Annotated in this window: 16 protein-coding genes and 1 pseudogene; 5 read left to right on the top strand and 12 right to left on the bottom strand. The window is 72.9% G+C overall.

The genetic code is table 11. From position 1 onward, the window contains the following. The first annotated feature begins 196 nt into the window (after positions 1-196). Complete coding sequence (locus tag STRVI_RS31525; protein WP_050993802.1) at positions 197-1510, top strand: xylan 1,4-beta-xylosidase; 1314 nt, start codon at positions 197-199, stop codon at positions 1508-1510. A gap of 59 nt (positions 1511-1569) precedes the next feature. On the opposite strand, the gene STRVI_RS55060 is transcribed toward STRVI_RS31525, so the two are convergent. The 6 genes and pseudogenes from STRVI_RS55060 to STRVI_RS31495 all read right to left on the bottom strand — a co-directional run bounded on the left by STRVI_RS55060 (position 1570) and on the right by STRVI_RS31495 (position 11319). Then, positions 1570-6084: a lipopolysaccharide biosynthesis protein gene (locus STRVI_RS55060; protein ID WP_435532597.1), complete on the bottom strand. Its 4515-nt coding sequence runs from the start codon at positions 6082-6084 to the stop codon at positions 1570-1572. Between the two features lie 5 nt (positions 6085-6089). After that, a complete protein-coding gene (locus tag STRVI_RS31515; protein ID WP_251982968.1) occupies positions 6090-6863 on the bottom strand; it encodes a polysaccharide deacetylase family protein in 774 nt (257 codons plus the stop codon). Between the two features lie 686 nt (positions 6864-7549). Continuing rightward, a pseudogene (locus tag STRVI_RS31510) lies at positions 7550-8639 on the bottom strand (glycosyltransferase family 2 protein); the annotation flags it as partial. After that, entirely contained in the window at positions 8636-9448 is an 813-nt protein-coding gene (locus STRVI_RS31505) for a glycosyltransferase family 2 protein (RefSeq protein WP_014059617.1), read from the bottom strand. The gene STRVI_RS31505 and the pseudogene STRVI_RS31510, both read right to left, overlap by 4 nt. 367 nt (positions 9449-9815) lie before the next feature. After that, positions 9816-10919 carry a GNAT family N-acetyltransferase gene (locus STRVI_RS31500; RefSeq protein WP_014059616.1) on the bottom strand — a complete coding sequence of 368 codons (1104 nt, stop codon included), beginning with the start codon at positions 10917-10919 and terminating at the stop codon, positions 9816-9818. 4 nt (positions 10920-10923) lie between these two features. After that, positions 10924-11319, bottom strand: a complete 396-nt coding sequence (locus STRVI_RS31495; protein WP_014059615.1) for a hypothetical protein — start codon at positions 11317-11319, stop codon at positions 10924-10926. A gap of 405 nt (positions 11320-11724) precedes the next feature. Between STRVI_RS31495 and STRVI_RS31490 the strand changes: the two genes are divergently transcribed. Next, a complete protein-coding gene (locus tag STRVI_RS31490; RefSeq protein WP_014059614.1) occupies positions 11725-12531 on the top strand; it encodes an SGNH/GDSL hydrolase family protein in 807 nt (268 codons plus the stop codon). Positions 12532-12624: 93 nt separating this feature from the next. Here STRVI_RS31490 and STRVI_RS31485 read toward each other — a convergent pair whose 3' ends face one another. From STRVI_RS31485 to STRVI_RS31475, 3 genes are all read right to left on the bottom strand, one after another. Continuing rightward, complete coding sequence (locus tag STRVI_RS31485; protein ID WP_014059613.1) at positions 12625-14283, bottom strand: nickel transporter; 1659 nt, start codon at positions 14281-14283, stop codon at positions 12625-12627. Next, a complete protein-coding gene (locus STRVI_RS31480) occupies positions 14280-15650 on the bottom strand; it encodes a tetratricopeptide repeat protein (RefSeq protein ID WP_050993801.1) in 1371 nt (456 codons plus the stop codon). The genes STRVI_RS31485 and STRVI_RS31480 overlap by 4 nt, the downstream gene beginning before the upstream one ends. 199 nt (positions 15651-15849) lie before the next feature. Further along, on the bottom strand, positions 15850-17364 hold the full coding sequence (locus STRVI_RS31475) for a DUF4331 domain-containing protein (protein WP_014059611.1): 1515 nt from the start codon (positions 17362-17364) through the stop codon (positions 15850-15852). A 222-nt stretch (positions 17365-17586) separates the two neighbouring features. On the opposite strand from STRVI_RS31475, the gene STRVI_RS31470 reads away from it, so the two are divergent. Next, entirely contained in the window at positions 17587-17850 is a 264-nt protein-coding gene (locus tag STRVI_RS31470) for a hypothetical protein (RefSeq protein WP_043236853.1), read from the top strand. Between the two features lie 276 nt (positions 17851-18126). Here the strand turns inward: STRVI_RS31470 and STRVI_RS31465 are convergent, their stop codons facing one another. The 3 genes from STRVI_RS31465 to hmgA form a co-directional block, all read right to left on the bottom strand. Then, positions 18127-19335: a type ISP restriction/modification enzyme gene (locus tag STRVI_RS31465; protein ID WP_014059609.1), complete on the bottom strand. Its 1209-nt coding sequence runs from the start codon at positions 19333-19335 to the stop codon at positions 18127-18129. Between the two features lie 331 nt (positions 19336-19666). Continuing rightward, a complete protein-coding gene (locus STRVI_RS31460; protein ID WP_014059608.1) occupies positions 19667-20416 on the bottom strand; it encodes a GntR family transcriptional regulator in 750 nt (249 codons plus the stop codon). 102 nt (positions 20417-20518) lie between these two features. Beyond that, on the bottom strand, positions 20519-21868 hold the full coding sequence (gene hmgA, locus STRVI_RS31455; protein WP_014059607.1) for a homogentisate 1,2-dioxygenase: 1350 nt from the start codon (positions 21866-21868) through the stop codon (positions 20519-20521). A 74-nt stretch (positions 21869-21942) separates the two neighbouring features. Between hmgA and STRVI_RS31450 the strand changes: the two genes are divergently transcribed. Then, positions 21943-22635 (top strand): TetR/AcrR family transcriptional regulator, encoded by a 693-nt coding sequence (locus STRVI_RS31450; RefSeq protein WP_043236850.1) that lies wholly within the window; start codon positions 21943-21945, stop codon positions 22633-22635. Positions 22636-22786: 151 nt separating this feature from the next. Beyond that, the gene (locus STRVI_RS31445) at positions 22787-25015 is read left to right on the top strand and encodes a molybdopterin oxidoreductase family protein (RefSeq protein ID WP_014059605.1); all 2229 of its coding nucleotides are present in this window, start codon (positions 22787-22789) and stop codon (positions 25013-25015) included. The last annotated feature ends 55 nt before the right edge of the window (positions 25016-25070 follow it).

The raw sequence follows: 25070 nt of genomic DNA, 5'->3' as shown, positions 1-25070 counted from the left end.
CCATGATCCAGGACCGGGGGCGAGGGCGCACCAAGGTTTGTGGCCGTTTACCGAGCTGTTCCACGGAACCCCACTGGAATGGGGGCGTTCACGGATACTCTTACCCGTTGTGGGGCGTCAGGGAAGGGAACGGGGCGGGTTGGCCAGGTTATGGCAAAAGAGGCGCGGGCGGACCGGCGCGCTGCTCGGTGTCGGCATGGTCACGCTGGCACTGCTGGCGGCCACCTGCTCCGGCGGGCCCGGCGCGGGCGAGGGGCGGCAGGGATCGGAGCCGACGCGCGGGAAGTCCGGCGCCGGGGGTCTGGGCTGGGGATTCACCCATACCCAGTACAGCGCCGACCAGGGCACGGAAAGCGGCCGTAAAGCCGCGAGCGCCCTGCTGTCCGGCCGGCCGATGCCGCAGAGCCAGCACATCATGGGCTGGGGCGCGGGCAACCCCGAGCCGTCCCCGGGCCACTACGACTTCGCGGATCTCGACCGCCGCATCGCCCTGATGCGCAAGACCGGCACCGCGCCCGTGCTCACCCTGTGCTGTGCGCCCGACTGGATGAAGGGCGGCGAGCCGGGACGTACGGACTGGTCGCAGGAGTCCCTGGAGACCGCGCCCACCCCCGAGCACTACAAGGACTTCGCCGCGCTCGCGGGAAAGATCGCCCGGCGCTATCCGCAGGTGCGCCACTTCATCGTGTGGAACGAGTTCAAGGGCTTCTACGACGACGGCAAGAAGCGCTGGAACTACGAGGGCTACACCCGGCTCTACAACCTCGTCCACCGGGAGCTGAAGAAGCAGAACCCCGACAACCAGGTCGGCGGCCCGTATGTGGTCGCCGACAGCGACGCCCCGGGCGAGGCCGACGGCTCCGCCGCGGTGAGCGGCCCCTGGGGCACCCTCGACCAGCGGTCCGTCGACGCGATCACGTACTGGGACAAGCACAAGGCGGGCGCGGACTTCGTCGTCGTCGACGGCTCCAGCTACACCCGCGAGGGCGACCGGCTCATCCCGGACGCTTTCGGGGCCACCCGGAAGTTCCGGGACGTCACCCGCTGGCTGCGCCGGACCACCGGGCTGCCGGTGTGGTGGGCCGAGTGGTACGTCGAACCGGCCGACGGGCGTGATGACCGCGCGGGCTGGAGCGAGGGCCGCCGCACCGCCGTCCAGGCCACCGCGATGATCCGGCTGGCCGAGGGCGGCACCGCCACGGCCTTCTACTGGAACCCGGAGACCACGGGCAAGCGGTGCCCCGGCTGTCTGTGGCGCCCCACCGAACTGGACGACGGCGGCCGTGCGCTGCCCATGATGAAGCTGCTCGGCCGGTTCGCCCGGGAGTTCCCGCCCGGCACCGCCTTCCGCTCCGTGGACATCGCCGCCGACGACCGGCCCAACGTCCAGGTGCTCGCCGACGACGACGCGGTGCTGGTCGTCAACACCCTCGACCGGCCGATCAAGGCGAAGGTCGACGGCCGGTCGTTCGGGATGGACGGATACGAGGTGCGCTGGCTCAAGCGGTGAGCTGATGCCGGACGAGGGCGTGGCCACGGTGGCCATGCCCTCGTCCGGCATGGTGCTCGCTACGCCATCGTCACAAAGCGCTGCACCAGCGCGGCCACCACCACGACCAGCAGCGGCAACGCGAACCAGAACGAGCCCTGCAGCCAGTGCAGCCGCCGTACGCTCGGCCGCACCGCCACCCGCACCACCTCGCGCGCCGCCAGCAGCAGCATCAGCGCCACCGCCGCCAGCGCCCCCACCACCGACCAGGGCGTCCAGGTGACCGGCGGACCGGACGGCCCCGGCGCGGGCTCCGCGACCGCCCCGCCCGGCTGCCGCCTCAGTTCGTACAGCGCCGCGTCGTCGTTGGCGAACACCCGGCGCAGCTCGGGGCGCTGGTCCAGGGAGCGCCGCAGCCGCTCCTGCCAGTGCTCGTCATAGCCGGAGTCGAGGGTGAGATAGACGGACTGGCCGCGGCCCACCATCAGACAGGAGTGCGGCCCGGCCTCGCGCAGCCCCGTGACCAGGCTGTCGACCAGCACCGGATCGCGCGGGGCCGGTGTGGGCTCGTAGAGGACCCGCTCCATGTCGCGGGCGCCCCATGGCATCGCGGGGGTGACGTTGTTGATGGGGTCGTTGCTCATCCACAGCACCCGTACGGTCGGCTGGTCATGGGCGTAGACGTACTCCATCGCCGCCACCTCGCCCGGCCGCACCCTCTCGAACGTCTCATTGCCCCAGCGCGCCACCAGGAACCCGGCCATCAGGGTCAGCCCGGCCAGCAGCGCGGCCACCGGGCCCAGCCCCGCGCGGTCCGCGCCCACCCGGGGGAAGACCGCCAGCGCGCCGAGCACACAGGCGCCCGGCAGCGCGAACATGAAGACGCGCAGCGCCATCTCACCGCCGTAGCTCTGCATGCCGAAGCCCAGGAACGGCACGAAGGTCAGCACCAGCAGCGACCGCTCGGTGAACCCGGCGGCGCGCCGCCGCAGCACCCCCCAGCAGGCCAGCGCCAGCACCCCGCCCGCCAGCGCCACCCGGACGTAGAGCACCAACTGGTGCACGCTGCTGCCGCCCTCGATCCGGCCCGAGACGGACGAGGACACATTGCCGCCCACCCCGCCGACCCCGCCGAACAGCTCGTCCCAGTGGCCCGACCAGTACGGCTCCGCCAGGAACCCCACCCATACGGCCACCATCACCCCGCACAGCAGAGGCAGCCCGTGCAGATTCGACCGGCGCAGCAGCACCAGCGCGCTGACCACGCCGAGCATCACGAACGGGGTGAGCTGATGGGCCGCCACGGACGCCGCGAAGAGCGCGATCAGGAGGCCCAGCAGCGCCGTGCGCTGAGCGGGCGTGGCCGCCGTCACCTCCGCCTCACCCGGCCGCCGCTTGCCGGGCAGCACCCGGGGCTCGCGGAACCACACCAGAAGGACGGCGACGAAGACGAGGTAGAGGAGATAGGTGAACCCCTGCGGCGAGAAGTAGTCCTGGCCCACCCAGCCGCAGAGCGCGAACAGCCACACCGCCGTCCACTTCGCCCGCCAGCTCGCCCGCAGAGCGCGCAACAGCACCATCAGCGGGGCGAGACAGAGCAACTGGAGGAGCGTGGGCCACCAGCGCAGCACCTCGGAGAGATCGTGCACCCCGGCTGCCTGGGCCAGGAACGCCGCCCCCGCGAAGAAACCGGGCCAGCTCCAGCGCGCGTCGAGATCGGGCACGGCGTGACCGGTCCGGCCGATGTAGTCCAGGAACCCCAGGTGCTGCCACGCGGTCGGGAACCGCGGCTGCGCCTCCAGCACGGCGGGCACGGCGTGCAGCGAGACGACGGTCGCGAGGAGTACGACGGTCAGCAGGGCGCGCCGGGGCCGCGCGAGCCGGAGCGCACCGGCGAAGGCGGCGATGAGCAGCGCGGCACCGAGGAGGGTGGCCCGGGGGAGGACCGAGACGAGCCCGAGCCCGCCCATACGGTCGAGATCGGCGTCCCGCATGCGCAGCAGCGGCACCCAGTAGAGGGCAAGCCCGCCGGCCGCGACCCCCCACAGGGCCGCTGCGCCTTTTCGGCCAGCCCGCGGCCCGGTGGGCCCTGCCGGGCCCGCTTGGGCCGGCTGGTCCGCGAGCCCTGCGGCCCCTTGGCCCTGTTGCTGTTCTGCGGGATCGGCGGCGGCCAGGCCCTGTCGCTGTGCCGATTGGGCGGCGTCGGTGGCGTCGGAGGCGGACGGTGGGGCCGGGTCCGCCCCTGGCCCGGTCGCCATCCGCTCCGAGGCCGGGTCCGCTCCCCGTTCGGTCGGGCTCTGCTTCGAGGCTCGGTTCGTCCCCGGTTCGGTCGCGGTCTGTTCCAAGGGCACGCGCCCCGATCGCAACCCACCCGCCCCACTCCGTGCCTGCGACGTGTTGGCGCCCTGGTCGGTCGGCCCGCCGTGCGGCGGGGCAATGACCGGCCACCGCCGCGCGGCCTCGGAGCGCTCGGCCGGGTCGCGGTCCGCACCGGGCTGCCCGCGCTTCGGAACAGCCGCCCCCAGGGGCCCGGGCTTCAACACCGGCCACCGGTCCTTGGGAGCGGCCGTACCGGCGGCCGTATCAACGGCCGTGCCGGCGGCCCGGATACGCGGCCCGCCGTCCGCCTCCCCTCGGGAAACTCCGGCGGGTCCCGCGTCGTCGTCCGGGCCGTCGGCCGGGGCGAGGGGGCCGGGGGCCGAGCCGTTCCGTGCCACGCGGGGTTCGCCGGTCGGGTGGTCCGTGCCGCCCGCGTCGGGCCGAACGTGCCCGGGACCCGCGCCGTCGGCCGGGGCCGCCGCCGGGAGCCCGCGACCCGGGCCCCCGTCCTGGCCGCCCGGATCCGCGACCGGTCCCGCGCCCGAGGCGCCATCAGCCGGCCCCGGGAGCCCGGCGCTCAGCACCGGCCACCGGCCGTCCCTGCCCGAGTGGGCGTCACCCGGCGCCGGGTGGGTGGTCCCGGCGGAGGCCGTTTCGGTGGCCCCGGCCGGGGGTGGCGTTTCCGGGGCCGATGTTCCGTAGCGCTTGTCCCAGCGGCGTTTCTGGGCGTCGTCGCGTAGCGGATCCGTGGCGGGGAAGTGCATGCGGACACCGAGCGCCAGCGTGTCCGTGTCGAGGGCGGCGCGCAGCGCCCAGCGGGTGCCGTAGTGGCCCGCGTACTCGCGGCGGCGGTCGCCGTAGACCGCGAGGTCCGCGAGATCGCCGTCGGGTGCGGTGCGGTGCTCCGGCAGGGGCAGCGGCGGCGAGGACGGGGAAGCGGACTCCGGCTCCGGGGCGGCAGCCCCACCGTGCCCCTTGAGCACCCGGCGCAGCCGCACCGCCGCGATCCACGCGATCACCGACAGGCTGGAGATCTCCGCGACCCCCGCCCCCGTCAACCCCATCCGTGGCAGCAGCAGCAACGTCAGCCCCAGCACCAGCACACACAACAGCCCCTGCAACACCGCCAGCCCCGAGGTGCGGCTCTGCGCCCGCAGCACCGCGAAGTACACCTCGATGACCACCCGCAGTGCCGCGCCCACCGCGAACCAGCGCAGCAGCGGTGCGGCCGCATCCGCGTAGCCGTCGCCGAAGACCCCGAGGATCTGGGGGGCGAAGACGAAGAGGAAGAGACAGACCGGGATCATGATGCGGGCCATCCGCCGCAGGGCCGACCGGCAGTTCTCGGCGAGCCGGGCCGGATCGTGCGAGCCCTCGACGGTCAGCGAGGAGCCCATGTTGATGGCCAGCAGATTCGTGGTGCCGCCGATGGTGGTCGTGATGTAGAAGTACGCGTTGTCGGCCGCGCTGACCTGCGAGGCGACGATCACCGGCACGGCGTAGACCACCACGAGCGAGAACAGCGACCCGGTGTAGTCCCCGGCGAGGAAGCGGCCCATCTCCCGATAGCCCGCCGGCCGCGGCCTCCCCTCCGTCGCCGTGATGTGCCGGGGCACGAGGCGGCGGAACACCAGCCAGCCCAGCGGCAGTACGGACACCGCGATCGAGGCGACCCAGGACACGAACACCCCGGCGGTCGGGATCGCCGCGGCGAACGCGATGAGCAGCACCAGCTTGGCCGCTGAGAACACCGTATTGCCCACCGGCACCCAGAACGCGCTGCGCAGCCCGGTCAGCACCCCGTCCTGCAGGGTCAGCAGCGACCAGCCCACGACCGCGACGATGAAGCCGAGGCCGTGGAGGGGGCCGTGCAGAAAGCGGTACGACGGCCCCCAGGCGTTGAGCGTGAGCAGGAAGACCACCGCGGCCAGCGCCACGACCACCGAACTGGCCGCGTAGGTGCTGAACACCAGCCGCCCCGTGGCCCGCCCGGCGACCGGGATGAAACGGGCCAGCGCGCCCGTCAGGGTGACCGCGGTGAGCCCCGCGAGGAGCTTCATCGCGGCGATGGCCGCCGAGCCCTGGCCGACCGCGTCCTCCGCGTAGTAGCGGGCGGCGGCCAGCCAGAAGCCGAGGCCGAGGACCGCGGAGATGCCCGTGTTGAGCATCAGCGCGTAGGCGTTGCGGAAGAGCATGCCGCCCTCGCCGCTCCGGCCGTCGGACGGCCGCTCGGCGGCGGCCGTCCGCTCCTTAGCCCGGGTGGTCGTGTCGGACAACGGGCTCACGTCACCTTCCGTAGTACCTGTCGTGAGAGCTGACGGGATCTGCGGACCATGGCGTATCCCTTGGTGAGGGCCCGGTCCCCGGCGAAGCCGCGGCCGATCGCCCGCCCGGACACCAGCCGCTCGAACTCCTCGATCCGGGTGGTGCGCCGCACCGTGACCCGGCGCAGTGCGTACGGGCCCTGGCCGCGCGCCGCCAGTGCGTTGCCCACCGCGAGGGACACCCCGAACCCGGCCGAGCGCACCACCCGGCGCACCCGGCGGCTGGAGTAGCCGTAGGGATAGGCGAACGACACGGGTGGACGGCCGAGTTCGGCGGTGAGCAGATCCCGGCAGTGGGCCACCTCGAACCACAGCCGGGCATCGGAGAGCTGATCCAGTTGGGGGTGGGTGTGGCTGTGCGCGCCGATCTCCACCCCCGCGCCGGCCAACTCGCGCACCTGGCCCCAGTCGAGCATCAGGTCCAGGGCGCCGGCCGCCTGGAGCGGGCCGCGCAGCCAGCCCGTGGCCGCGAAGAGCGTGGCCTCGAAGCCGTGGTGGGCGAGGACGGGGAGGGCGTGACGGTGCACGCCCTCGTAGCCGTCGTCGAAGGTGACCACCACGGGGCTGGGCGGCAGCGCGGTGCCGCCGCGCCAGGCGTCGGCCAGCCGTGCGCAACTGACCGGGGTGAAGCCGCGCTCGCCGAGCAGAGCCATCTGCTCGGCGAACGCGCCCGGCGTGACGGACAGCCCACGGGTGGCCCGCGCGGGGGCGTTGGCCACGGCGTGATACATCAGGATCGGCACGGAGCCGCGGCCGCGGTTTGCGGTCGGCACCGGGCCGCGGTTTGCGGTCGGCACCGGGCCGGGGTGTGCGTTCCGCATCGGGTCGGAGTTGTCGCTCGGCATCGGGTCGGGGTGTGCGTTCGGTACCGGGTCGGGGTTGCCGTTCGGCATCGGGTCGGGGTGTGCGTTCGGTACCGGGTCGGGGTGTGCGTTCGGTACCGGGTCGGGGTGTGCGTTCGGTACCGGGTCGGGGTTGCCGTTCGGCATCGGGCCGGGGTGTGCGTTCGGTATCGGGTCGGGGTTGCCGTTCGGCATCGGGTCGGGGTGTGCGTTCGGTACCGGGTCGGAGTTGTCGCTCGGCATCGGGTCGGGGTGTGCGTTCGGTATCGGGTCGGGGTTTGCGTTCGGCACCGGGCCGGGGTTTGCGTTCGGCACCGGGCCGGAGTTGTCGATCGGCGCCGGGCCTGGGTTCGCGCCGCTCATGCCGCCCCCTCCCGTCCGGCCTCGGGGCCCTGTCCGGCCTCGGGGCCCAGTCCCGCCTCGCGGTCCCGTCCCGTCCCGCCGTCCTGCCCTGCCTCGCGGTCCCGTCGCGCCTCGTGCCCCGCCCCGCGGCCCGGTTCCGCCTCGCGACCCAGCCCCGCCGCGCGGCCGTCGTCCGGCTGCCCGCCCGGCAGGGGCGGGCGTTCCGGGAGGGTGGCGATGCTGAAGCGGGGGCCGCCGCGGCGGGCGCGGGCGGTGCCCACCGCATAGCCGCCTCGCCGCCGCCGCGACGCCCGCCACGATCGCGCCCGCCCGCCCGGCGCCGCCCGCCCGCCCGGCGCCGCCCGCCCGCCCGGCGCCGCCCGCCCGCCCGGCGCCGCCCGCCCGGCCGAGCAGCGCGTCCCGCAGCCCGCGGGCGATGCCCGCGGGCAGTACCCGGGTGGTGTAGCGGCGCTCGGTCGAAAGGCCCGCCTGGGCGCCCACGCTGCGCGTCACCAGGGCCTTGGAGAGGCCCTCGGCGTACGCCCGCGACCGGAAGTAGGCGAACCGCTCCCGGGCGGCGGGCACCTTGTGGTGGATCACCGCGCGGTCGTCGATCAGCAGCAGCGCGTCCGGCCGGGCGCGGGCCAGCCGGATGCACAGCTCGGTCTCCTCACAGCCCAGCGGCCGTTTGTCGCCGTCCCGGCCGATACCGCTCGCGAAGCCCCCGGCGGCGTCGAACGCCTCCCTGCGGAACGAGGCGTTCCCGCCCAGGACGTTGCGCACCCGCACCCGCCCCGGCGGCAGCCCGAGGTAGGTGCAGCCCACCACCCAGTCGAACTCCTCGGGGAACCAGACCGGACGGCGGCGCGACGCCCACACCGGGACGGTGCGCCCGCCGACCGCCATGACCCGCGGATCGGTGTACGCGGCGGCGAAGTGGTGCAGCCAGTCCCGTTCGGCGACCGCGTCGTCGTCGAGGAAGGCGATCACCTCGCCGTGCGAGGCAGCGATCCCGGTGTTACGGCCGGCGGACAGGCCGCGGGGGCCCGCGTTGGCGAGCACCCGCACCCCCTGACCCGTATCCGCCGCCGTTTCGGGATCCGGGCGCGCCCCGCCGTCCCCGTGGTGGTCCGTGTAGTGGTCCGTCAGCCGCCGCAGCAGGCCGGCGTTGTGGTCCACCACCAGGAGCGTCTCGTGGGCGGGCAGCGACTGGGCCCGCACCGAGTCCACCGCGGCGAGGATGTCGCCCCAGCGGTCCTCGGTGTAGACGCAGATCACCACGGAGATCCGCACCGGCGGCCCCGGAGCCGGGCGAACCGTCAAGACGCCTCCCCCCGGACCGCCGCGGGCGCCACCGCGGGGCGGCGCGGGCGCCGGGCGCCGCGCTCGCGCAGGATCACCTTCAGCACCCGCAGCCCGTCGCGGACGGCCCGCAGATTGCTGGCGCCGTGGATGCGCTCGTACTCATGGCTGGGGATCTCCTGGACCCGCAGCCCGGCCTTGACCACCCGGATGTTCATCAGCGTCTCCACCTCGAACCCGGCGCAGTCCAGCGCGATCTCGTCGAGGCAGTGGCGCCAGAAGGCGTTGTAGCCGTAGCAGAGATCGGTGTAGCGGGCGCCGAACTTGCGGTTGACGATCGAGGTGAGCGCGCGATTGCCGAGCCTGCGGATCGTCGTCATGTCGTCCGTGCCGCCGCCGTTGGCGAAGCGCGAACCCTTGGCGAAATCCGCGCCCGAGACCAGCGCCGACACATAGCTGACGATCTCCGATCCATCGGCGGACCCATCAGCGTCGATCATCACCACGATGTCGCCGGTGCAGGCGGCGAATCCGGCGCTGAGCGCATCCCCCTTGCCCTTGCCGGACTGCGATACGACTTTCACCTCGGGCCACAGTTCCCGGGCCACCCGGACCGTGTCGTCGGTGGAATTGCCGTCGACCAGGACCACTTCATGGATCCAGTCGGGAAGCGTTTTGAAAACGTACGGAAGATTCTCGGCCTCGTTCATCGCCGGAATCACGACGCTCACCGGTGGCGCAATCGCGAGATGAGAGGACACCGGGCGGTACGGATGTGTACGGGCCGCCGGATCGATTTCCGGCGCGGCCGGGCGCACAAAGGAGCTCATGAGTCTGTTTTCCCTCTCGTCCGGTGGACCGTCCGCCCCACGGACGGTCCTTTGATGTATCCGGTTCGAAAGGGGGGTTCTCACCCGCGCATGACGGCATGGACTGCCGGCCAAGGCAAGGCAAGCTGGCTGGTGTTACTGGCCTCGCGGCCCGCGTGCACGGCGCATCCCAAAAGGATCAGGACAGCCGGACGCGGCACCCCCCTACCGCGTTTCCCGCCCCGAGAACCATCGCGACGCTATGAAGCCCCTCCCCTGGAGCCGCCTGTGATGATGGTCCCGACACGGGTGAAAGTACGACGGTATTGACGTCGCAAACCGTATGGCAAGCCGGTTGCGGCTACACCCCCCTTGGTAATTTTGTTCGTCAGCCTTGTGGGTTCCTTTTCCGAAGGCTGCCCATACCTTTGAGTACCCGGTCGGCCGGCCCGAAGAACTCCGGCCGGGAAACCACGGTATTGCGCAGTGCGCGCACCGGGGCGCGCCGTGCCCGGTGACCGAGCGCCACCGGATGGCGGCGCGTCACCCACCCCTCCGACACGCTGAGATCGCGTGTTTTCAGGGAGTCCTTGTATTCCTTCTCACCGCGCCCGAGATCGAGATAGTCCACACCCTGCGCGGCGGCCCCTTCCGCCATGCGCAGATGCAGCACAAGTCCGGGCGAGTATTTGGCAAATGCCGGGTCGTAGGCCGGAAACCAGCAGGCGAGCACCCGCTCCGAGCACAGCCCGAAGTGCGCGGCGACCGGCCGGCCGCCCGCGTACAGCACCGACAGCAGCCCCTGGCAGGAGGCGCCGCGGGTGTGGAAGAGCTGCTCCACCAGCCGGATGATCCACGGCCGGGCGAACCGGTCGCTGCGCCCGGTCCTGCGGTACTGCGCGGACTTCCAGCCGATCAGGGTGCGCAGCACGGCCGGATCGCGCTCGTCGTGCACATAGCGCACCTCGCCCACGTCCCGGCCCAGCTTGCGCTCCTTGGCCAGCGTGGTGCGGGTGAACCTCGGCGACCGGTCGCGCAGCCGGGCCAGATACGCCTCATAGCCCCGCTCCACATCGATCACGGGGGAGGGGAAGGAACCACGGGCCCCCACCGCGAACGGCTTCTGCCCCTCCACCAGATGGTCGAACTCCCAGACGGCCAGGGAGCATGCGCGCAGCAGCTCCCGGGCGTCCCACTGGAACCCGGGCCGGTGCACCAGGCCCTGGGCGTCCGAGAGGCCGAGACCGATCGCCCGCCCCACCCCGAGCCGGGTCCGCTGAAAGGGGAAGAAGGCCACCGGTTCCCCCTCCTCGCGGACCACCGCGATCCGCACCCCGCGTCTGCAGTGGCCGACGGCCAGCGTGAACTCGGATGACAGAAAGGGGTTCGCCAGCTCCGGCGCGCCCAGCAGATGCGCCTGTGACTGCATGGCCGTCCACACCGCCCGGTCGGCCGCGGTCAGCTCCCCCGGGCGGTACACACCGATCTCCACGTATCTATTCCTGACTCTGGGTCATACGTTGTCGCCGCGTGAGGCGGGTGAGCAGCGCCGGCACCAGGATCAGCAGACTCAGGACCCCGACCGCCGCCACCCCGCCGCGCGCCGACCACAGCCGCAGCGCGAGCATCGCCTGCGCCACCAGCAGATCCAGCGCGAGTGCGCCCGCCACCGCCAGCACCGGGCGGATCAGCGCGTCCAGCCCGCGCAGTGCGCTGCCGATGGCCAGCGCGGGCGCGGCGAGCAGGAAGAACAGCGTGAACGGCGCCCGCAGCGGTGAGTGGACGTCGGCCAGCGCGAGTGCCGCGCCGATGGCCGCGATGCCGACCGCGGCGCCCGCGATCACCGGCAGTGAATCCCCGTCCGGCGGTCTCTTGTCAGTGATGGTGTGCATTGGCGTCTTTGCCCCCCGAAGCGCCGGATGCCGGGCTTCAATGTCGCGCAGCCGACGGATGCCGTCAAGACGGAGAAAGTGTGCGAACGGTCCATGGCGGGCGCAGGGGTTGAGCGCCCATCAGGGCTGGTCGCGCCCTGTGCGCCGGTCGTACGCCGGGAGAGTTCGGGCGGGGGCGTGGTGACTCATCCGTATTCCGTCCGACCTATGGACGTATCGGCCGCGTATCGAAAGATTTTTGCCAACTACCCGCATAGATCGGCCGTTTCTGCGGGATGACATATCCATGTCACACCGCTGAAATCCATCCCCGGCGGCGTGACTGACGGTTTCGAACGCGATTGCCATTTTTTCGGGCCATCGCGCCTCATATCGGCACAGCAGTGATCCTGCTAGGGAGATCGAATGAAACTGTCCAGACTCACGGCGACGATGGGTGCGTTCGTCGTCGGTGCCGTCCTCGCCCTCACCGGGGCCGGCGCAGCCCATGCCACCGAGAACAGCGCGGGCCCCGCCTATGTGGCGCTGGGCGACTCCTACTCATCCGGCCTCGGCTCGGGCAGCTACGACAGCTCCAGCGGCAGTTGTAAGCGCAGCAGCAAGGCGTACCCCGCGCTCTGGGCCGCCGCGCACGCCCCCTCGAGCTTCAACTTCGCCGCCTGCTCCGGCGCCAAGACCGGCGATGTGCTGAACAACCAGCTCGGCCCGCTGGGCTCCGGCACCGGTCTCGTCTCCATCTCCATCGGCGGCAACGACGCCGGCTTCGCCGACATCATGACCACCTGCGCTCTGCAGTCCGAGTCCACCTGCATCAACGCGGTCAACAGCGCCAAGACGTTCGTCCAGAACACCCTGCCCGGCAAGCTGGACCAGGTCTACAACGCCATCAGCGCCAAGGCCCCCTCCGCGCATGTCGTCGTCCTCGGCTACCCGCGGTTCTACAAGCTGAGCGGCTCCTGCATCGTGGGGCTCAGCGAGACCGAGCGCGCCGCGATCAACAGCGGTGCCGATCTGCTCAACTCCGTCACCGCCAAGCGCGCCGCCGACCACGGCTTCAGCTTCGGCGACGTCACCACGACCTTCACCGGACATGAGATCTGCTCCGGCGACGCCTGGCTGAACAGCGTCACCTTCCCCATCGACGAGTCCTACCACCCCACCCCCGCCGGCCAGTCCGGTGGCTACCTCCCGGTCTTCAGCTCGGCCGCCTGACCGTCGCCCGCCACCACCCGCAGAAGAGGAGGCCCCGGACGTCGGGGCCTCCTCGCACGCTGTGGTCACCGGGCGGCTCGGGCCGGGTCCACCTCAGCCGAGCGTGGTCGCCGCCCCCCTCAGCACCAGTCCACACCCCAGCGCGAGCACCACGGCGGCGGTTCCGACGGGCGAGGCGCGGCGCACCGCCCCCAGCAGCCGGTCGATCCGGCCCCCCGACGCCTTACGGGCCGCCAGCCGCTCCGTGGCCCGCACGCCCAGGCGCACCGCGGCGAACCCGGCCAGCGTGAGCGTCAGCGCCAGCCCGATCCCGTACGCCACCACCAGGACGAAGCCGAACCACGCCTGGCCCAGCGCGGCCGCGCCGACGAGCACGATGACGGCGGAGGGGCTGGGCACCATGCCCCCGGCGAAGCCGAGCAGCAGCGTGCCGCGCAGAGTGGGCCGCACCTCATGGGTGTGGGTGTGACCGTCGCCGTGGTCATGCGCGTGCGTATGCGCGTGACCGTGTGCGTGGTCGTGGTCGTGGTCGTGTGCATCGCCGTGTGCATGGCCGTGCGCGTGGTCATGACCGTGATCGTGGCCGTGGTGCTGGGCGCGCGCCTGCCGGTGGCGGCGCAGCGCCTTGCGCAGCAGCCCCGCCCCGGCCACCGCCACCAGTACGCCGCTCGCGATGCCCAGCCATGAGATCACCGACGGGGCCGCCGCCGAACCCGCCGTGACCAGCAGCCCCAGCGCGAACACCCCCAAGGTGTGCGTGACCGTCACCGACGCGCCCAGCGCCAGCACATCGCGCAGCGCGCTGCGCCCGCCCGCCGCGGCCGCCGCCGCCATCATCGTCTTGCCGTGGCCGGGGGCCAGGGCGTGCATCGCGCCCAGCAGTACGGCGGTGGCGAAGGCCGTAAGGGCGAAGCCGAGGGTGATGTCATGGCGCGCCACCATGGAGGTGAGCGCCTGCGTCCAGCGGTCCGCACCGCGCGGCAGCACCGACGAGCCGATCGCGTCGTCCCGGCCGGACTCCACCGTGGCGGCGAGCGCGGGGCCGCCCGCTGTGACGCGCAGCGCGGCCGACCGCTGATCGGGCGGCGAGGAGAGCTGCCCCGCCGGATAGCGGGTGAGCCGGTGGGAGGCCGAGGTCTTGGGGGCGTCGGCGTCGGTGAGCGTCATACGGTCGCCCTGGGCCGTCACCTCCCGCCAGCCGGGGCCCGTACCGATGTCCTGTGGGCGATACGCGACCTTCGCCCGTTCGGCGTGCCCCAGGGCGGCCGTCAGCCCGCACTCCACCCGCAGCGTCGGCAGCCCGGCCTGGCCGGGGCGCCGGCGCGCCTGGGCGCGCCCGTCGCGTACGGGCACCCGGCGCCCGTCGACGGTCAGCCGCGCCCCCTCCGCCGCGCTCGCGCACCGCCGCGCCGCCCATGCGCCCAACTCCCGCCCGGACAGCGTGTCGTCGCCGTCACGGTCGATCTCCGGCTTCGCCTGCGCGGAGGGGATCTCGGCGAGGTCCTCGACATGGTCGACCCGCAGCGTCCCGGGGGTGACCACCAGCCCGTCGTAACGGTTGACGGTGAAGTTGCCGAGCGGGTGCGCCTCGGCGCTGCCGGTGGGGAGTACCACCAGCGCGACGGCCGCCATCAGCACACCGGCCGCCGTCAGCCGCCAACGGGTGCGCCGCTTCGGGGGCGTGCTCCGGGTTTCGCCGGGGGCCGGGGGCCGGTCCCCGGCTCGGGACGGGGCGGGGTGCGGAAAGGTCATCGGGCACCCCCCAGCGCCTTCAGCGCCGCCTTCGCCGCCCGCGCGCCGGTCGGGGAGAAGCCCGGGTTGAGGTCGAGCGCTGCCTTCAGGTGGCGGCGCGCCGCCTTGTCGTCGCCGAGGGACTTCTCGATGACGCCCCGGTGGTAGAGGAACGCCGCGTTGCGGAAGCCGGGCCCCGCGGCGCGCTCGGCGTACTCCCGGGCCTTCTCGTCCTCGCCGTTGCGGTGCAGGGCCCAGGCCAGCGCGTCGGCGGTGTGCACGGTCCGCCGCCGGTCCCACTCGGCGCGGGCCGCCTCCAGCGCCTCCTTCACCTCGCCGTGGTCGGCCGCCACCAGCGCGCTGTCCAGGTCGGTCGCCACACCGTTGGCCCGTGCGAGCGTGATCCAGGTGCCGACCACCGAGTACTGCCGGCGCGCCAGGGAGCGGTCGCCCCGCGCCTCGTACGCCTCGCCCAGCGCCGCGAGCTCCGCGGGCAGCGGATAGCGCCGTACGACCGCCTCCAGATCGCGGATCCCCGCCTTCTGGCGGCCGTCCGCGACCGAGGTGCGGCCGCGGCCCTCCAGCGCCGGGAGATAGCCGGGCACGGCGCGCAGCGCGGTGGAGTAGGCGCGCCGCGCGGTGTCGTACTCGCCCTGGTTCCAGGCGAGTTGGCCGAGCGCCGCCGAGACGTAGGCGATATCGCTGGGCGAGGTCGCGGAGTCCTGCGCGCGCAGCAGCACCCGGCGCGCCCCGGCCGGGTCGCCGCGCAGCTCGAGGACGTAGCCGAGGCGGGTGAAGACGGGGATGCCGGGGCGCAGCGAGTCGGCCTTCTTGGCGGCCTTGTACGCGTCCTGGTAGCGGCCCAGCTCGACGAGGGCGTCCACCCGGACGGCCAGCGCCCCCTGGCTGTAGGAGTTCACCTTCAGGGCCTGGTCGGCGTCGCGCAGCGCGCCCCGGAAGTCATGGCGGGCGGCGGCGAGCGAGGCGCGCCCGGCGAGCGCCACGTCGTTGTCGCGCGGCTGGAGGGACAGGGACCGGGCGAACGCCTTCTCCGCCTGCGGATAGCGGGTGGGGTCGCCGCTGGTCCTGGCCTGTTCGACATAGGCCGAGCCGAGCCCGGCCCAGCTCTCCGCGTCCTTCGGCTCGCCGCGCAGATGGGTCTGCATGGCGCCGATCTGCCGGGCCAGGCCGTCGCCGCTGAGCTGCTCGTAGCGCGCGGCGGCCGGGCGCACCCCGCGGGCGGCGTCCTGGCCGCCGCCGGACCCGCCCGACCCGCCCGACCCGTCCGAGGCGCCGATCACGACCGAAGTGGCGGTCAGCCCGGCCGCGAGCGCGAACACCACGGCCGCGGTCCGGGCCGTATGGGGAAGGAATGGCCGAAGAGCCATGGTGAGAGCTGCCTTTCGCATGAGCACGAACCCGCGGTGGGACGGGCGGATGGAAGGGACGGGCGAACGGAGGGTGAGGGGCCAACGGAGGCCGAGAGGAAGGGGGCGGGCGTGGGCGCGGCCGCCGCGCGGGTGTCGGCGGGGCCGCGCCCGGTGATACGGGCCCGAGGGCGCCCGTGGTTCAGTGCGCGCCGGTGGTTCAGTGCCGGCGCATGCGGGGAGCCCGCCGGCGCGACCGCATCCAGAGGAATCCGAGGCCCAGCAGCAGCACGGCCCCGCCACCGGCCGCCGCGGACCCGGCCAGCACCATGTTGTCGTCGGAGGAGGAGCCGATGCCCGAACCGCCGTTCAGCAGCGACTGCCCGGCGCTCTTCTGGACGGCCTTGGCGTCCGAACCGGAGCTGGGCAGCGCCAGATACGGGAAGGAGCCGCCGAACTTCTGGTCGTTCTCGTCCACCGCGTCGCCCAGGTCGTTCTTCTTGCCGAGCAGCTCGCCCTCCATGGCCTGCAGCGCGATGTCCAGGACGTCGTCGGAGAGCCTGCGGCCGTTGGGGAAGCCCGCGTTGTCACCGTCCAGGACACCCAGCCGCTTGGGGCTGCCCGTGGGCGGGATGGAGGTGTTGAGCCGGAGCTCCTCGGCCGGGCGGACGTTCGGCGGCTGGTTGAGCTTGGGCACACCGGTGAGGAACGCCTGCACCAGGTCGTCACGCGGGGTGTCCGGCGCCTTGATCTTGTAGATCTGCTCGACCAGCTTGGGGAGTTCGGGTTCCTGGACGAACTTCAGGAACTGCCCGTCGTCCCACGGCGCGGAGGCGTTGAACTTGTCCTTGTCCTTGCGCGGGATGACCACCTCGTTGACCAGCGGGCTGCCGAGCCGGGAGACCTGCGTCCAGTCGCCGTCGGACGTCTGGCGGTGGGTGGTGGCCCATACGCCGATCACCGGCTGGTCCTTGGACTCGGTCAGCGCCGATGTCGGCACCTGAAGGGACATCGACTGGACGTTGTAGCCCTTGAGGGTGTCGTTGCCGACCTCGGACATGTCGCCGCCGTACAGCAGGTCGAAGACGCGCAGATCGGCGAAGAACGGGTCGTCGGACTGACCGGCGAAGGCGGTCGAGCCCCCGCTGTAGCCGATCTTCCGCACCGCCTGGTCGCGGAGCTTCTGGTAGTCGGGCATGGACGCCTTGCCGACGTTCGACGGGGCGACCGGCAGATCGCTGCCGAGCTTGGCGCGGGCGACGGCCTTCTGATGCTTCAGCTTGATGACTTCGAGGTCGTAGGTCTGGGTGAAGTTGAGGGTCGCGTCCTCGAGCGAGTTGACCGGGCCGGTGTTGTAGAGGAACGTGTCGCCGTTCTTGACGTGGTCCTTGAAGGTCCACCGGAACAGCAGATCGCCCTGGCCGTCGCCATTGTTGTCGACATGCAGGTCGTAGCGGGCGTCATGGGCGAACTTGTAGAAGTTGGGCCCGCCCGCCGGGTCCTGGAACGGCAGCGCGTTGACGACCATGGTGGTCGTGTCCGGCTTGTCCGGGCTGACGAACGCGTAGACGTCCGTGGCGTCGTACTCCGGCTGACCGGAGATCAGCGGCGCCTCGCGGTGGCTCGAAGCCTGCGCCGTCCCGGGCTGCAGTACGGCCACACCGGCGGCCGTGAGCCCGCCGGCGGCCAGTGCACAGCTGACCAGCGCGGCCAAGCTCTTGGTGATTGCGGTCATCCTGTTGGTCCTTCGCACGCTTGTCGGAGCAGTCCTTCAAGCGGCTATTCGGGCCTGGCGAACGGATGGATTGGTCGGCCCGGGAATTTGTTTGCGCGTGATAGGTATCGTCAACACCCTTGACTCGGTGGTGAATCCGGAACATGGGATGCGTGGGTGACGGCTCGGGGAGGTAGGGTTACTCTGCCCGGGGCGGGTGCCCTCGTACGGGTGGGGAGTGTCATGGAGCAGATAACGGTACGGAGCAGGCCACGAGTGCCTGCGATCAATTGCGGAAGCGGTGCGTCCAGCGCGCGGCTCGAGCGCCATCTCGCGGTGATGGGCGGCCCTGCCGTCCCCCAGCGGGAAGCGGAGGGTGCGACGGTGCTGATGCAGGAGCTGACCGCACGCGACCGCACGCGCGCGAAGAACAGCCGGGGTGCGCGGGTGTCGCTGTTCGCGCCGCTGCGCCGGTTGCGCCGCACGTTGTTCGGCAACCACGGCTGACCCGGCCGGCCCGTAGGCGTCTTCGTTCGCCATCCCGGGCAGGCACGGGGTCAACCGGTTCGCTCCAGCCGGTGAGTCCGTGCTGTGGTCCACCCCACGCCGCTGTCGCTGTGGGATGCCGACGAGAGGTCCGGCCGGCCGTACGGTCATGGACAGTGGGAGGCGCGTCCGGAGACGGGCGCGCCTTCCGTATGTAGCGGGAGAGGTGGCCCGAGAGCGGGCGGGCCCGGAGAAAGCAGGCCCGGAGCAGCCAGACCCTAGCTCTGGCAGGCGGGCTCAGAGGAGGGCGAACTGCCCCTCCGGGCCCTCCTCATGGTGGTCCAGTACGGACGCCGGGCGCCGGGCCGCTCCGGGCACCGGCAGTACCCCCGCCTCCCGCAGCTCCGCCGCGTCGATCAGCGTGCCGTCCGCCAGCCGGTCGGCGAGGGCCCGCAGCTCCGGGCGCAGCTCGGCGAGCAGCGCCAGCACGGTGATCAGCTCCAGCAGCTCCGAGGTCCACGCGGGCGGCCAGCCCGCCGGGCCGATCGCCTCCAGCGTGCCCGGCTCCCGCGCGGCGGTGCGCTGCTCGAACCACGTCTCCAGTACCCGCACCCCGCCCGCCTGGAACTCCCATGCCGCCCGTGGCACCGGCGAGATACGGCCCTCGCCCAGCAGCAGGGCCTCCTCGTCCGGGTCGTAGTCCAGGGAGTCCGGCAGTCCGCTCGACGGAAGCGCGGCACGAACGTAGGGGCGCTGGCCCCCTGGCATGCGCGGGCGTTCGCCACTGTGCGCCCCGCGCGTATGGAGCCAGAGCGCACGGCGGCCCAGCTCCACGCCCGACTCCCACAGCTCGGGGTCGGCGGTCAGGGGTACGGCGCATGGGGCGCCGCGCGCCGTGGCGGCGGTCCAGCCGAGGAAATCCTCGGCGGCCACCGGGCGGCCGAGCCGCGTGGCGAGGTGGTCCAGCAGCCCCGGCGCGAGATTGGGCTCCTGCCCGCCGGGGCGGCGGTAGAGCGGACGGATACGGCCGGGGCGGCCCGCGGGGGAGTGGCCGTCCGGCAGCAGCGCGGAGAAGCCGAGCACCGGGTCCGGGTCCGGTCCGGCGGCCTCGATGACATGGATCTGCCGGTCGTCCGCCACCCGCCACAGCTCGGGGCGGGCGGCGTCGAGCAGTCGGTGATCAGGTATCAGCCAGAGCTGGTCGAAGGGCCCGTGCGCGATCCGCACCGGCTCGGGACACGGCCCGTCCTCGCGTGCCAGCCGGGCGGTGGAGGTGGGCTGGCCGGGCAACTGCGGTACGGAGCTGTGCAGCGTACGGGCGCGGGTCGGCCGGAACAGCGCGGCCCGCCCGGCCTCGTCCCCGGCCCCCGTCAGCCGCTCCCAGCGCGCCTGGAGCGGGGCGGCGTCCGGCGCCATGACCCAGGCCCGGCCGAGCCGCAGTGGCCGTACGGCCCACGGCATCAGATCCCGCAGCAGCGGCGCCTCACGTTCTCCCACGCTCGGCATGCTATCGATCCTGGCCCGGTGCTTCAGGGGGCCGCCCGCCGCGATGGCGCGTCTGCGCGCGGGCGGGGCGTGCGTGGGCACGGCACGTGGGAGCGTGCGGCCCGGCGGAGGTGTCCGGCGGATTTTTCCCCTCCCCGCCCCTTCCCGCAACCGGGGCCCGGCCCCGGCCCCCGCCGGGGCTCCGCCCCGGACCCCGCTCCTCAAACGCCGGAGGGGCTGGAGTGGGCTGCGCCCCGGACCCCGCTCCTGAAACGCCGGAGGGGCTGGAGTGGGCTCCGCTCCTCAAACGCCGGAGGGGCTGGAAGGCCGGAGGGGCTGGATTCGGAGGCGTCTAGTCCGCCTCGACCGTGACCGAGAAGGAGAAGCGGTCGCCCCGGTAGTGGATGCGGGCCACGTCCACCACGCGGCCGCTCTCGTCGTAGGTCACGCCCGTGTAGTGCAGGATCGGGCTGAGCAGCGGGACCTGCAGCAGGCGGGAGGTCTCGGGGTCGGCGAGGCGGGCCTCCACCGTGTCCGTGATCCGGCTGATCCGCACCCCCACCGCGTCCCGCAGCACCTTCGTCATCGGCCACCGGGCGAGGTCCGCGAGGTCGATGCGGTCGGCCAGCTCGGGGTGGACGAGGTTCTCCGCCCAGTTGGTGGGCTCGCCGCTGTGGCCGTCGCGGCGCAGTCGGCGGTAGGCGGTCGTCTCGTCCAGGCCGGGGAAGTACTCGGCGAGCTCCGCCGGCACCGGCGCCGGGCCGTGCTCCAGCACCGTCGTCCGCTCACCCGACTGCTGGGCCACGATCGCGTCCACCGACCCCAGCAGCCGCACCGGCGCGGCGCGCCGCGCGCTCGGCTCGATGAAGGTGCCGCGGCGGCGGTGGCGGCTGATGAGCCCCTCCGTCTCCAGCTCCTTGAGCGCCTGCCGCATGGTGAGCACGCTGACCCCGTAGTGCTCGGCGAGCCGGTCCTCGGTCGGCAGCCGGAGCGGATCGTGCGGGGCCCGCCCGAGTATCGAGGCCCGCAGCGACTGCGAGACCTGGTACCAGAGCGGCAATTTGCGGTTGAGGGCGAGGGAGTCGGGGGCGAAGGTGGTCACGCGGTCTCCGGTCACGAGTCACGGCAGCGGCCGCACGGTGGCGGTCGACGGCGGCCTGCGACGCCGTTGAACGGCGATGTCCAACCGCGTCAACGGCGGCGGTCAGGGGCGGAAATGGCGTTCCAGACCCTGCCATACGTCGTCATAGCGCCCCTGGAGATGGTCCGCCTCCAGCGCCTGCCGGGTGGCCGTGACCGGCCAGCGGGTCTCGAACATGAAGGCCAGCCCGTCGTCCAGCCGGTGCGGCGCCAGCTCGGCCGCGCTCGCCCGTTCGAAGGTCTCATGGTCCGGGCCGTGCGCGGACATCATGTTGTGCAGCGAGCCACCGCCCGGTACGAAGCCCCCCGCGCCGCCGGTCTTCGCGTCGTACGCGCCCTCGATCAGCCCCATGTACTCGCTCATCACATTGCGGTGGAAGTACGGCGGCCGGAAGGTGTCCTCCCCGACCAGCCAGCGCGGGGCGAAGACCACGAAGTCCACGCCCGCGAGCCCGGGGGTGTCGGAGGGCGAGGTGAGCACCGTGAAGATGGAGGGGTCCGGGTGGTCGTAGCTGATGGTGCCGAGCACATTGAACCGGCGCAGGTCGTACACGTACGGCACATGGTTGCCGTGCCAGGCGACCACGTCCAGCGGCGAGTGGTCGTACGTGGCGGCCCACAGGTTGCCGCAGAACTTGTTGACCACCTCCACCGGGCGCTCCACGTCCTCGTACGCGGCGACCGGGGCGAGGAAGTCGCGGGGGTTCGCCAGCCCGTTGGCGCCGATCGGGCCGAGGTCGGGCAGCGTGAAGGGGCGGCCGTAGTTCTCGCACACATAGCCGCGCACGGACGGCTCCAGCGGCTCCACCCGGAACCGCACCCCGCGCGGGATCAGCGCGACATGCCCCGGCTCGGCGCGCAGCAGGCCGAACTCGGTGCGCAGCAGCAGCCCGCCCCGCTCGGGGACGATCAGCAGCTCGCCGTCCGCGTCGCCGAACACCCGGTCGGTCATGGGCGCGTTGGCGGCGTAGAGGTGGATGGCCATTCCCGCGCGCTGGGTGGCGTCGCCGTTGCCGCCCAGCGTCCACAGCCCGCTGAGGAAGTCGGTGCCCTCCGGCGGCTCCGGCAGCGGATCCCAGCGCAGCCGGTTGGGGTCGGGCACGGCCTCGGTGAAGGGCGCGCCGCGCAGCGCGCCGCCCGCGATCCGGGTGAACGGCGGATGCGCGGCGGACGGCCGGATGCGGTACAGCCAGGAGCGCCGGTTGGTGGCGCGCGGCTCGGTGAACGCGGTGCCGCTGAGCTGCTCCGCGTAGAGCCCGAGAGGGGCGCGCTGGGGGGAGTTGCGGCCGATGGGCAGTGCGCCGGGCACGGCCTCGCTGCTGTGTTCGTTGCCGAAGCCGGAGGCGTACTCCAGCCCTTCGGCCGTCTTCCGCGCCTGCTCGATCCCCTGCTCGATGCCCGTGCCATCGCCCATCGCGCGCTCCCACCGCTCCGCCGCACCGCCTGATTCCTATGTCAGACGATAGGAATCGAAACCCGGGTGCGTCAATGATCGGGCAGGATAGGGGCGTGCCCATATCGCCCCTCCGCCGCCAGCCGGTCCAACGCCGCAGCGCCGAGCGCCTCGGCCGGATTCTCGACGCGTGTGCCGAGCTGCTCGACGAGATCAGCTACGAAGAGCTGAGCACCCGGGCCGTCGCCGAGCGCGCCAATGTCCCCATCGGCTCGGTCTACCGCTTCTTCTCCAACAAGCGGGCGATGGCCGAGGCGCTGGCCCACCGCAATCTGGACGAGTACGCGGCGCGGATCGCCCGGCGGCTGGCCGCGTCGGAGCCCGGGTCGGACGCCGGGCCGGACGGGGGTGGCGGCTGGCGGGAGGCGATGGACGTCGTCGTCGACGAGTATCTGGCGATGAAGCGCGGGGCGCCCGGGTTCGCGCTCGTCGAGTTCGGGAATCCGGTCCCGGCCACCGCGCAGCCGCGGCAGCCCAACCATCTGGTCGCCGACCGGCTGCGGATGCTGCTCACCGACCGGCTCGCGAGCGGCGCCCCCGGCGGGGTCGGTGACAACGGCGGGGACGAGGCGGCCGAGGAGCGGCTGCGGGTGTCCTTCCTGGTCGCGGTCGAGACGGCGGACGCGCTGCTGCGGCTGGCGTTCCGGGTGGACCCGGAGGGCGATCCGGCGATCGTGGCGGAGACGAAGGAGCTGCTGCGCGCCTATCTGGCCCGGGTCCTGGACTGAGCCGGGGCTTCATCGGGACTTCCCGCCCATCGGCATTTCCCGCCCCTCCTCGGTACTTCCCGTCGACACCTCCCCGACATGCCTACCAGTCGGTATGGTGACCGGGTCCGGCGCGTCATCGCGGCCTCGCCGCCGTCCCTGGGAGAGACCGATGAGCACTGCCCTGCGTATCTGCCCGCTCTGCGAGGCCACCTGCGGGCTGACCCTCACCATCGACGAGGGGAGGGTGACCGGGGCGCGCGGTGATCGTGAGGACGTCTTCAGCCGTGGCTTCATCTGCCCCAAGGGCGCCGCGATCGGCGAGCTCGACGCCGACCCCGACCGGCTGCGGCGCCCCCTGGTGCGCCGCGCCGGGCGCCTCGAGGAGGCCAGTTGGGACGAGGCGTTCGCCGCCGTGCGGGAGGGGCTGGCCCCGCTGCTGGGCGAGCACGGACCGCAGGCCGTGGGGGTGGTGCTCGGCAACCCCAATGTGCACACCGTGGCCGGAGGGCTCTATCCGCAGTTGCTGCTCGGCGCGCTGCGCAGCCGTAACGTCTTCAGCGCCAGCACCCTCGACCAGATGCCCAAGCATGTCTCCAGCGGGCTGCTGTACGGCGACGCCAACGCCATTCCGGTGCCCGATCTGGACCGTACGGACCATCTGCTGATGCTCGGCGCCAACCCGCTGGACTCGAACGGCAGTCTGTGCACCGCCCCCGACTTCCCCGGGCGGCTGCGGGCGCTGCGGCGGCGCGGCGGGCGGCTGGTGGTGGTCGACCCCCGGCGCACCCGGACCGCCAAGCTGGCCGACCGCCATGTGGCGATCCGGCCCGGCACCGACGCCCTGCTGCTCTTCGCCATGGTGCAGGTGCTGTTCGCCGAGGACCTGGTGGCACCGGGCCCGCTCGCCGAGCACGTCAGCGGGGTGGCGGAGGTGCGGCGGCTGGCCGCGGACTTCCCGCCGGAGGCGGTGGCCGAGGCGTGCGAGGTGCCCGCCGAGGAGATCCGCACGCTCGCCCGTGAGCTGGCCGCCGCGCCCAGGGGCGTGGTGTACGGGCGGATCGGCTCCACCACCGTCGAGTTCGGCACCCTCACGAGCTGGCTGGTCGATGTGGTCAACGTGCTCATCGGACAGCTCGACCGGCCCGGCGGCATGATGTTCCCGCTCGCCGCCACGGGCCGGCGGGAGCGCCCGGCGCGGCCCGGGAAGGGGTTCGCGCTCGGCCGCTGGCACAGCCGGGTCAGCGGATACCCCGAGGCCAAGGGCGAACTGCCGACCGTCGCGCTCGCCGAGGAGATCGAGACCCCGGGCGAGGGGCGGATACGGGCGGTGCTGGCGCTCGCGGCCAACCCCGTGCTCTCCGCACCGGACGGCGACCGCCTCGACCGGGCGCTGGCCGGGCTCGACTTCATGGTCAGCGTCGATCCGTACCTCAACGAGACCTCGCGCCACGCCCACGTCCTGCTGCCCCCGCCCCCGCCCAGCCGCAGCCCCCACTTCGACTACGCCTTCAACAGCCTGTCCGTGCGCAACCAGGTCCGCTACACCCGCCCGGTGATCCCGCTGGAGGCGGACCGGCTGAGCGAGAGCGCCATCCTGGCGCGGCTGGTGCTGTGCGTGAGCGGGCACGCCGGCGCCGATCCGGCGGCGGTGGACGCGATGGCGATCGAGGGGACGCTCGGCAAGGAGGTCGCCGACCCGGCGTCCCCGGTGTACGGACGCGAGCCCGCCGAGCTGGCCGCGCGGCTGACCGGGGTGGACGGCCCGGAGCGGCGGCTGGACATGATGCTGCGGCTGGGCCCGTACGGCGACGGGTTCGGCGCCGAACCCGACGGGCTGAGCCTGGAGAAGCTGCTCGCCCATCCGCACGGCATCGACCTGGGGCCGCTGCGCCCGCGCGTCCCCGGGCTGCTGAAGACCCGCAGCGGCACGGTGGAGCTGTGCCCGGAGCCGCTGGCCGCCGATGTGGAGCGGCTGCGCCGGTCGTCGGCCGACCGCCCCTCGGGGCTGCTCCTGGTCGGCCGCCGCCATCTGCGTTCCAACAACAGTTGGATGCACAACGTCCCGGCGCTGATGGGCGGCACCAACCGCTGCACGCTCCAGATGCACCCCGAGGACGCCGCCCGGCTGGGCCTGGCCGACGGCGGACTGGCGCGGGTCAAGGGCGACGGCGGGGAGCTGGAGGTGCCGGTCGAGGTGACGGACACGGTACGGGCCGGAGTGGTGAGCCTGCCGCACGGCTGGGGCCACGCCCGTACCGGCGTCCGGCTGTCCGTGGCCGGGGCCAGCCCCGGGGTCAATGTCAACCAGCTCTTCGACGGCTCACGGCTGGATCCGCTCTCGGGTACGGCGGTGCTCAATGGCCACCCGGTGCACGTTTCCCCCTCGCTACAGCACTGACCTGGGGTTTTGCGCTTATTGCTCGCGCGTCAAGACCTTGTTAACGGAAAGTTGC

The organism is Streptomyces violaceusniger Tu 4113 (assembly GCF_000147815.2).
Taxonomy (GTDB): Bacteria; Actinomycetota; Actinomycetes; order Streptomycetales; family Streptomycetaceae; genus Streptomyces; species Streptomyces violaceusniger_A.
This window is presented reverse-complemented; position numbering and strand designations above follow the sequence as displayed.

Excerpts from the sequence above, each read along its gene's own strand:
- STRVI_RS31525 (WP_050993802.1), top strand. The coding sequence starts at position 197 with ATGGTCACGCTGGCACTGCTGGCGGCCACCTGCTCCGGCGGGCCCGGC.
- STRVI_RS31515 (WP_251982968.1), bottom strand. The coding sequence starts at position 6,863 with ATGTATCACGCCGTGGCCAACGCCCCCGCGCGGGCCACCCGTGGGCTG.
- STRVI_RS31505 (WP_014059617.1), bottom strand. The coding sequence starts at position 9,448 with ATGAGCTCCTTTGTGCGCCCGGCCGCGCCGGAAATCGATCCGGCGGCC.
- STRVI_RS31495 (WP_014059615.1), bottom strand. The coding sequence starts at position 11,319 with ATGCACACCATCACTGACAAGAGACCGCCGGACGGGGATTCACTGCCG.
- STRVI_RS31490 (WP_014059614.1), top strand. The coding sequence starts at position 11,725 with ATGAAACTGTCCAGACTCACGGCGACGATGGGTGCGTTCGTCGTCGGT.
- STRVI_RS31485 (WP_014059613.1), bottom strand. The coding sequence starts at position 14,283 with ATGACCTTTCCGCACCCCGCCCCGTCCCGAGCCGGGGACCGGCCCCCG.
- STRVI_RS31480 (WP_050993801.1), bottom strand. The coding sequence starts at position 15,650 with ATGGCTCTTCGGCCATTCCTTCCCCATACGGCCCGGACCGCGGCCGTG.
- STRVI_RS31475 (WP_014059611.1), bottom strand. The coding sequence starts at position 17,364 with ATGACCGCAATCACCAAGAGCTTGGCCGCGCTGGTCAGCTGTGCACTG.
- STRVI_RS31470 (WP_043236853.1), top strand. The coding sequence starts at position 17,587 with ATGGAGCAGATAACGGTACGGAGCAGGCCACGAGTGCCTGCGATCAAT.
- STRVI_RS31465 (WP_014059609.1), bottom strand. The coding sequence starts at position 19,335 with ATGCCGAGCGTGGGAGAACGTGAGGCGCCGCTGCTGCGGGATCTGATG.
- hmgA (WP_014059607.1), bottom strand. The coding sequence starts at position 21,868 with ATGGGCGATGGCACGGGCATCGAGCAGGGGATCGAGCAGGCGCGGAAG.
- STRVI_RS31450 (WP_043236850.1), top strand. The coding sequence starts at position 21,943 with ATGATCGGGCAGGATAGGGGCGTGCCCATATCGCCCCTCCGCCGCCAG.
- STRVI_RS31445 (WP_014059605.1), top strand. The coding sequence starts at position 22,787 with ATGAGCACTGCCCTGCGTATCTGCCCGCTCTGCGAGGCCACCTGCGGG.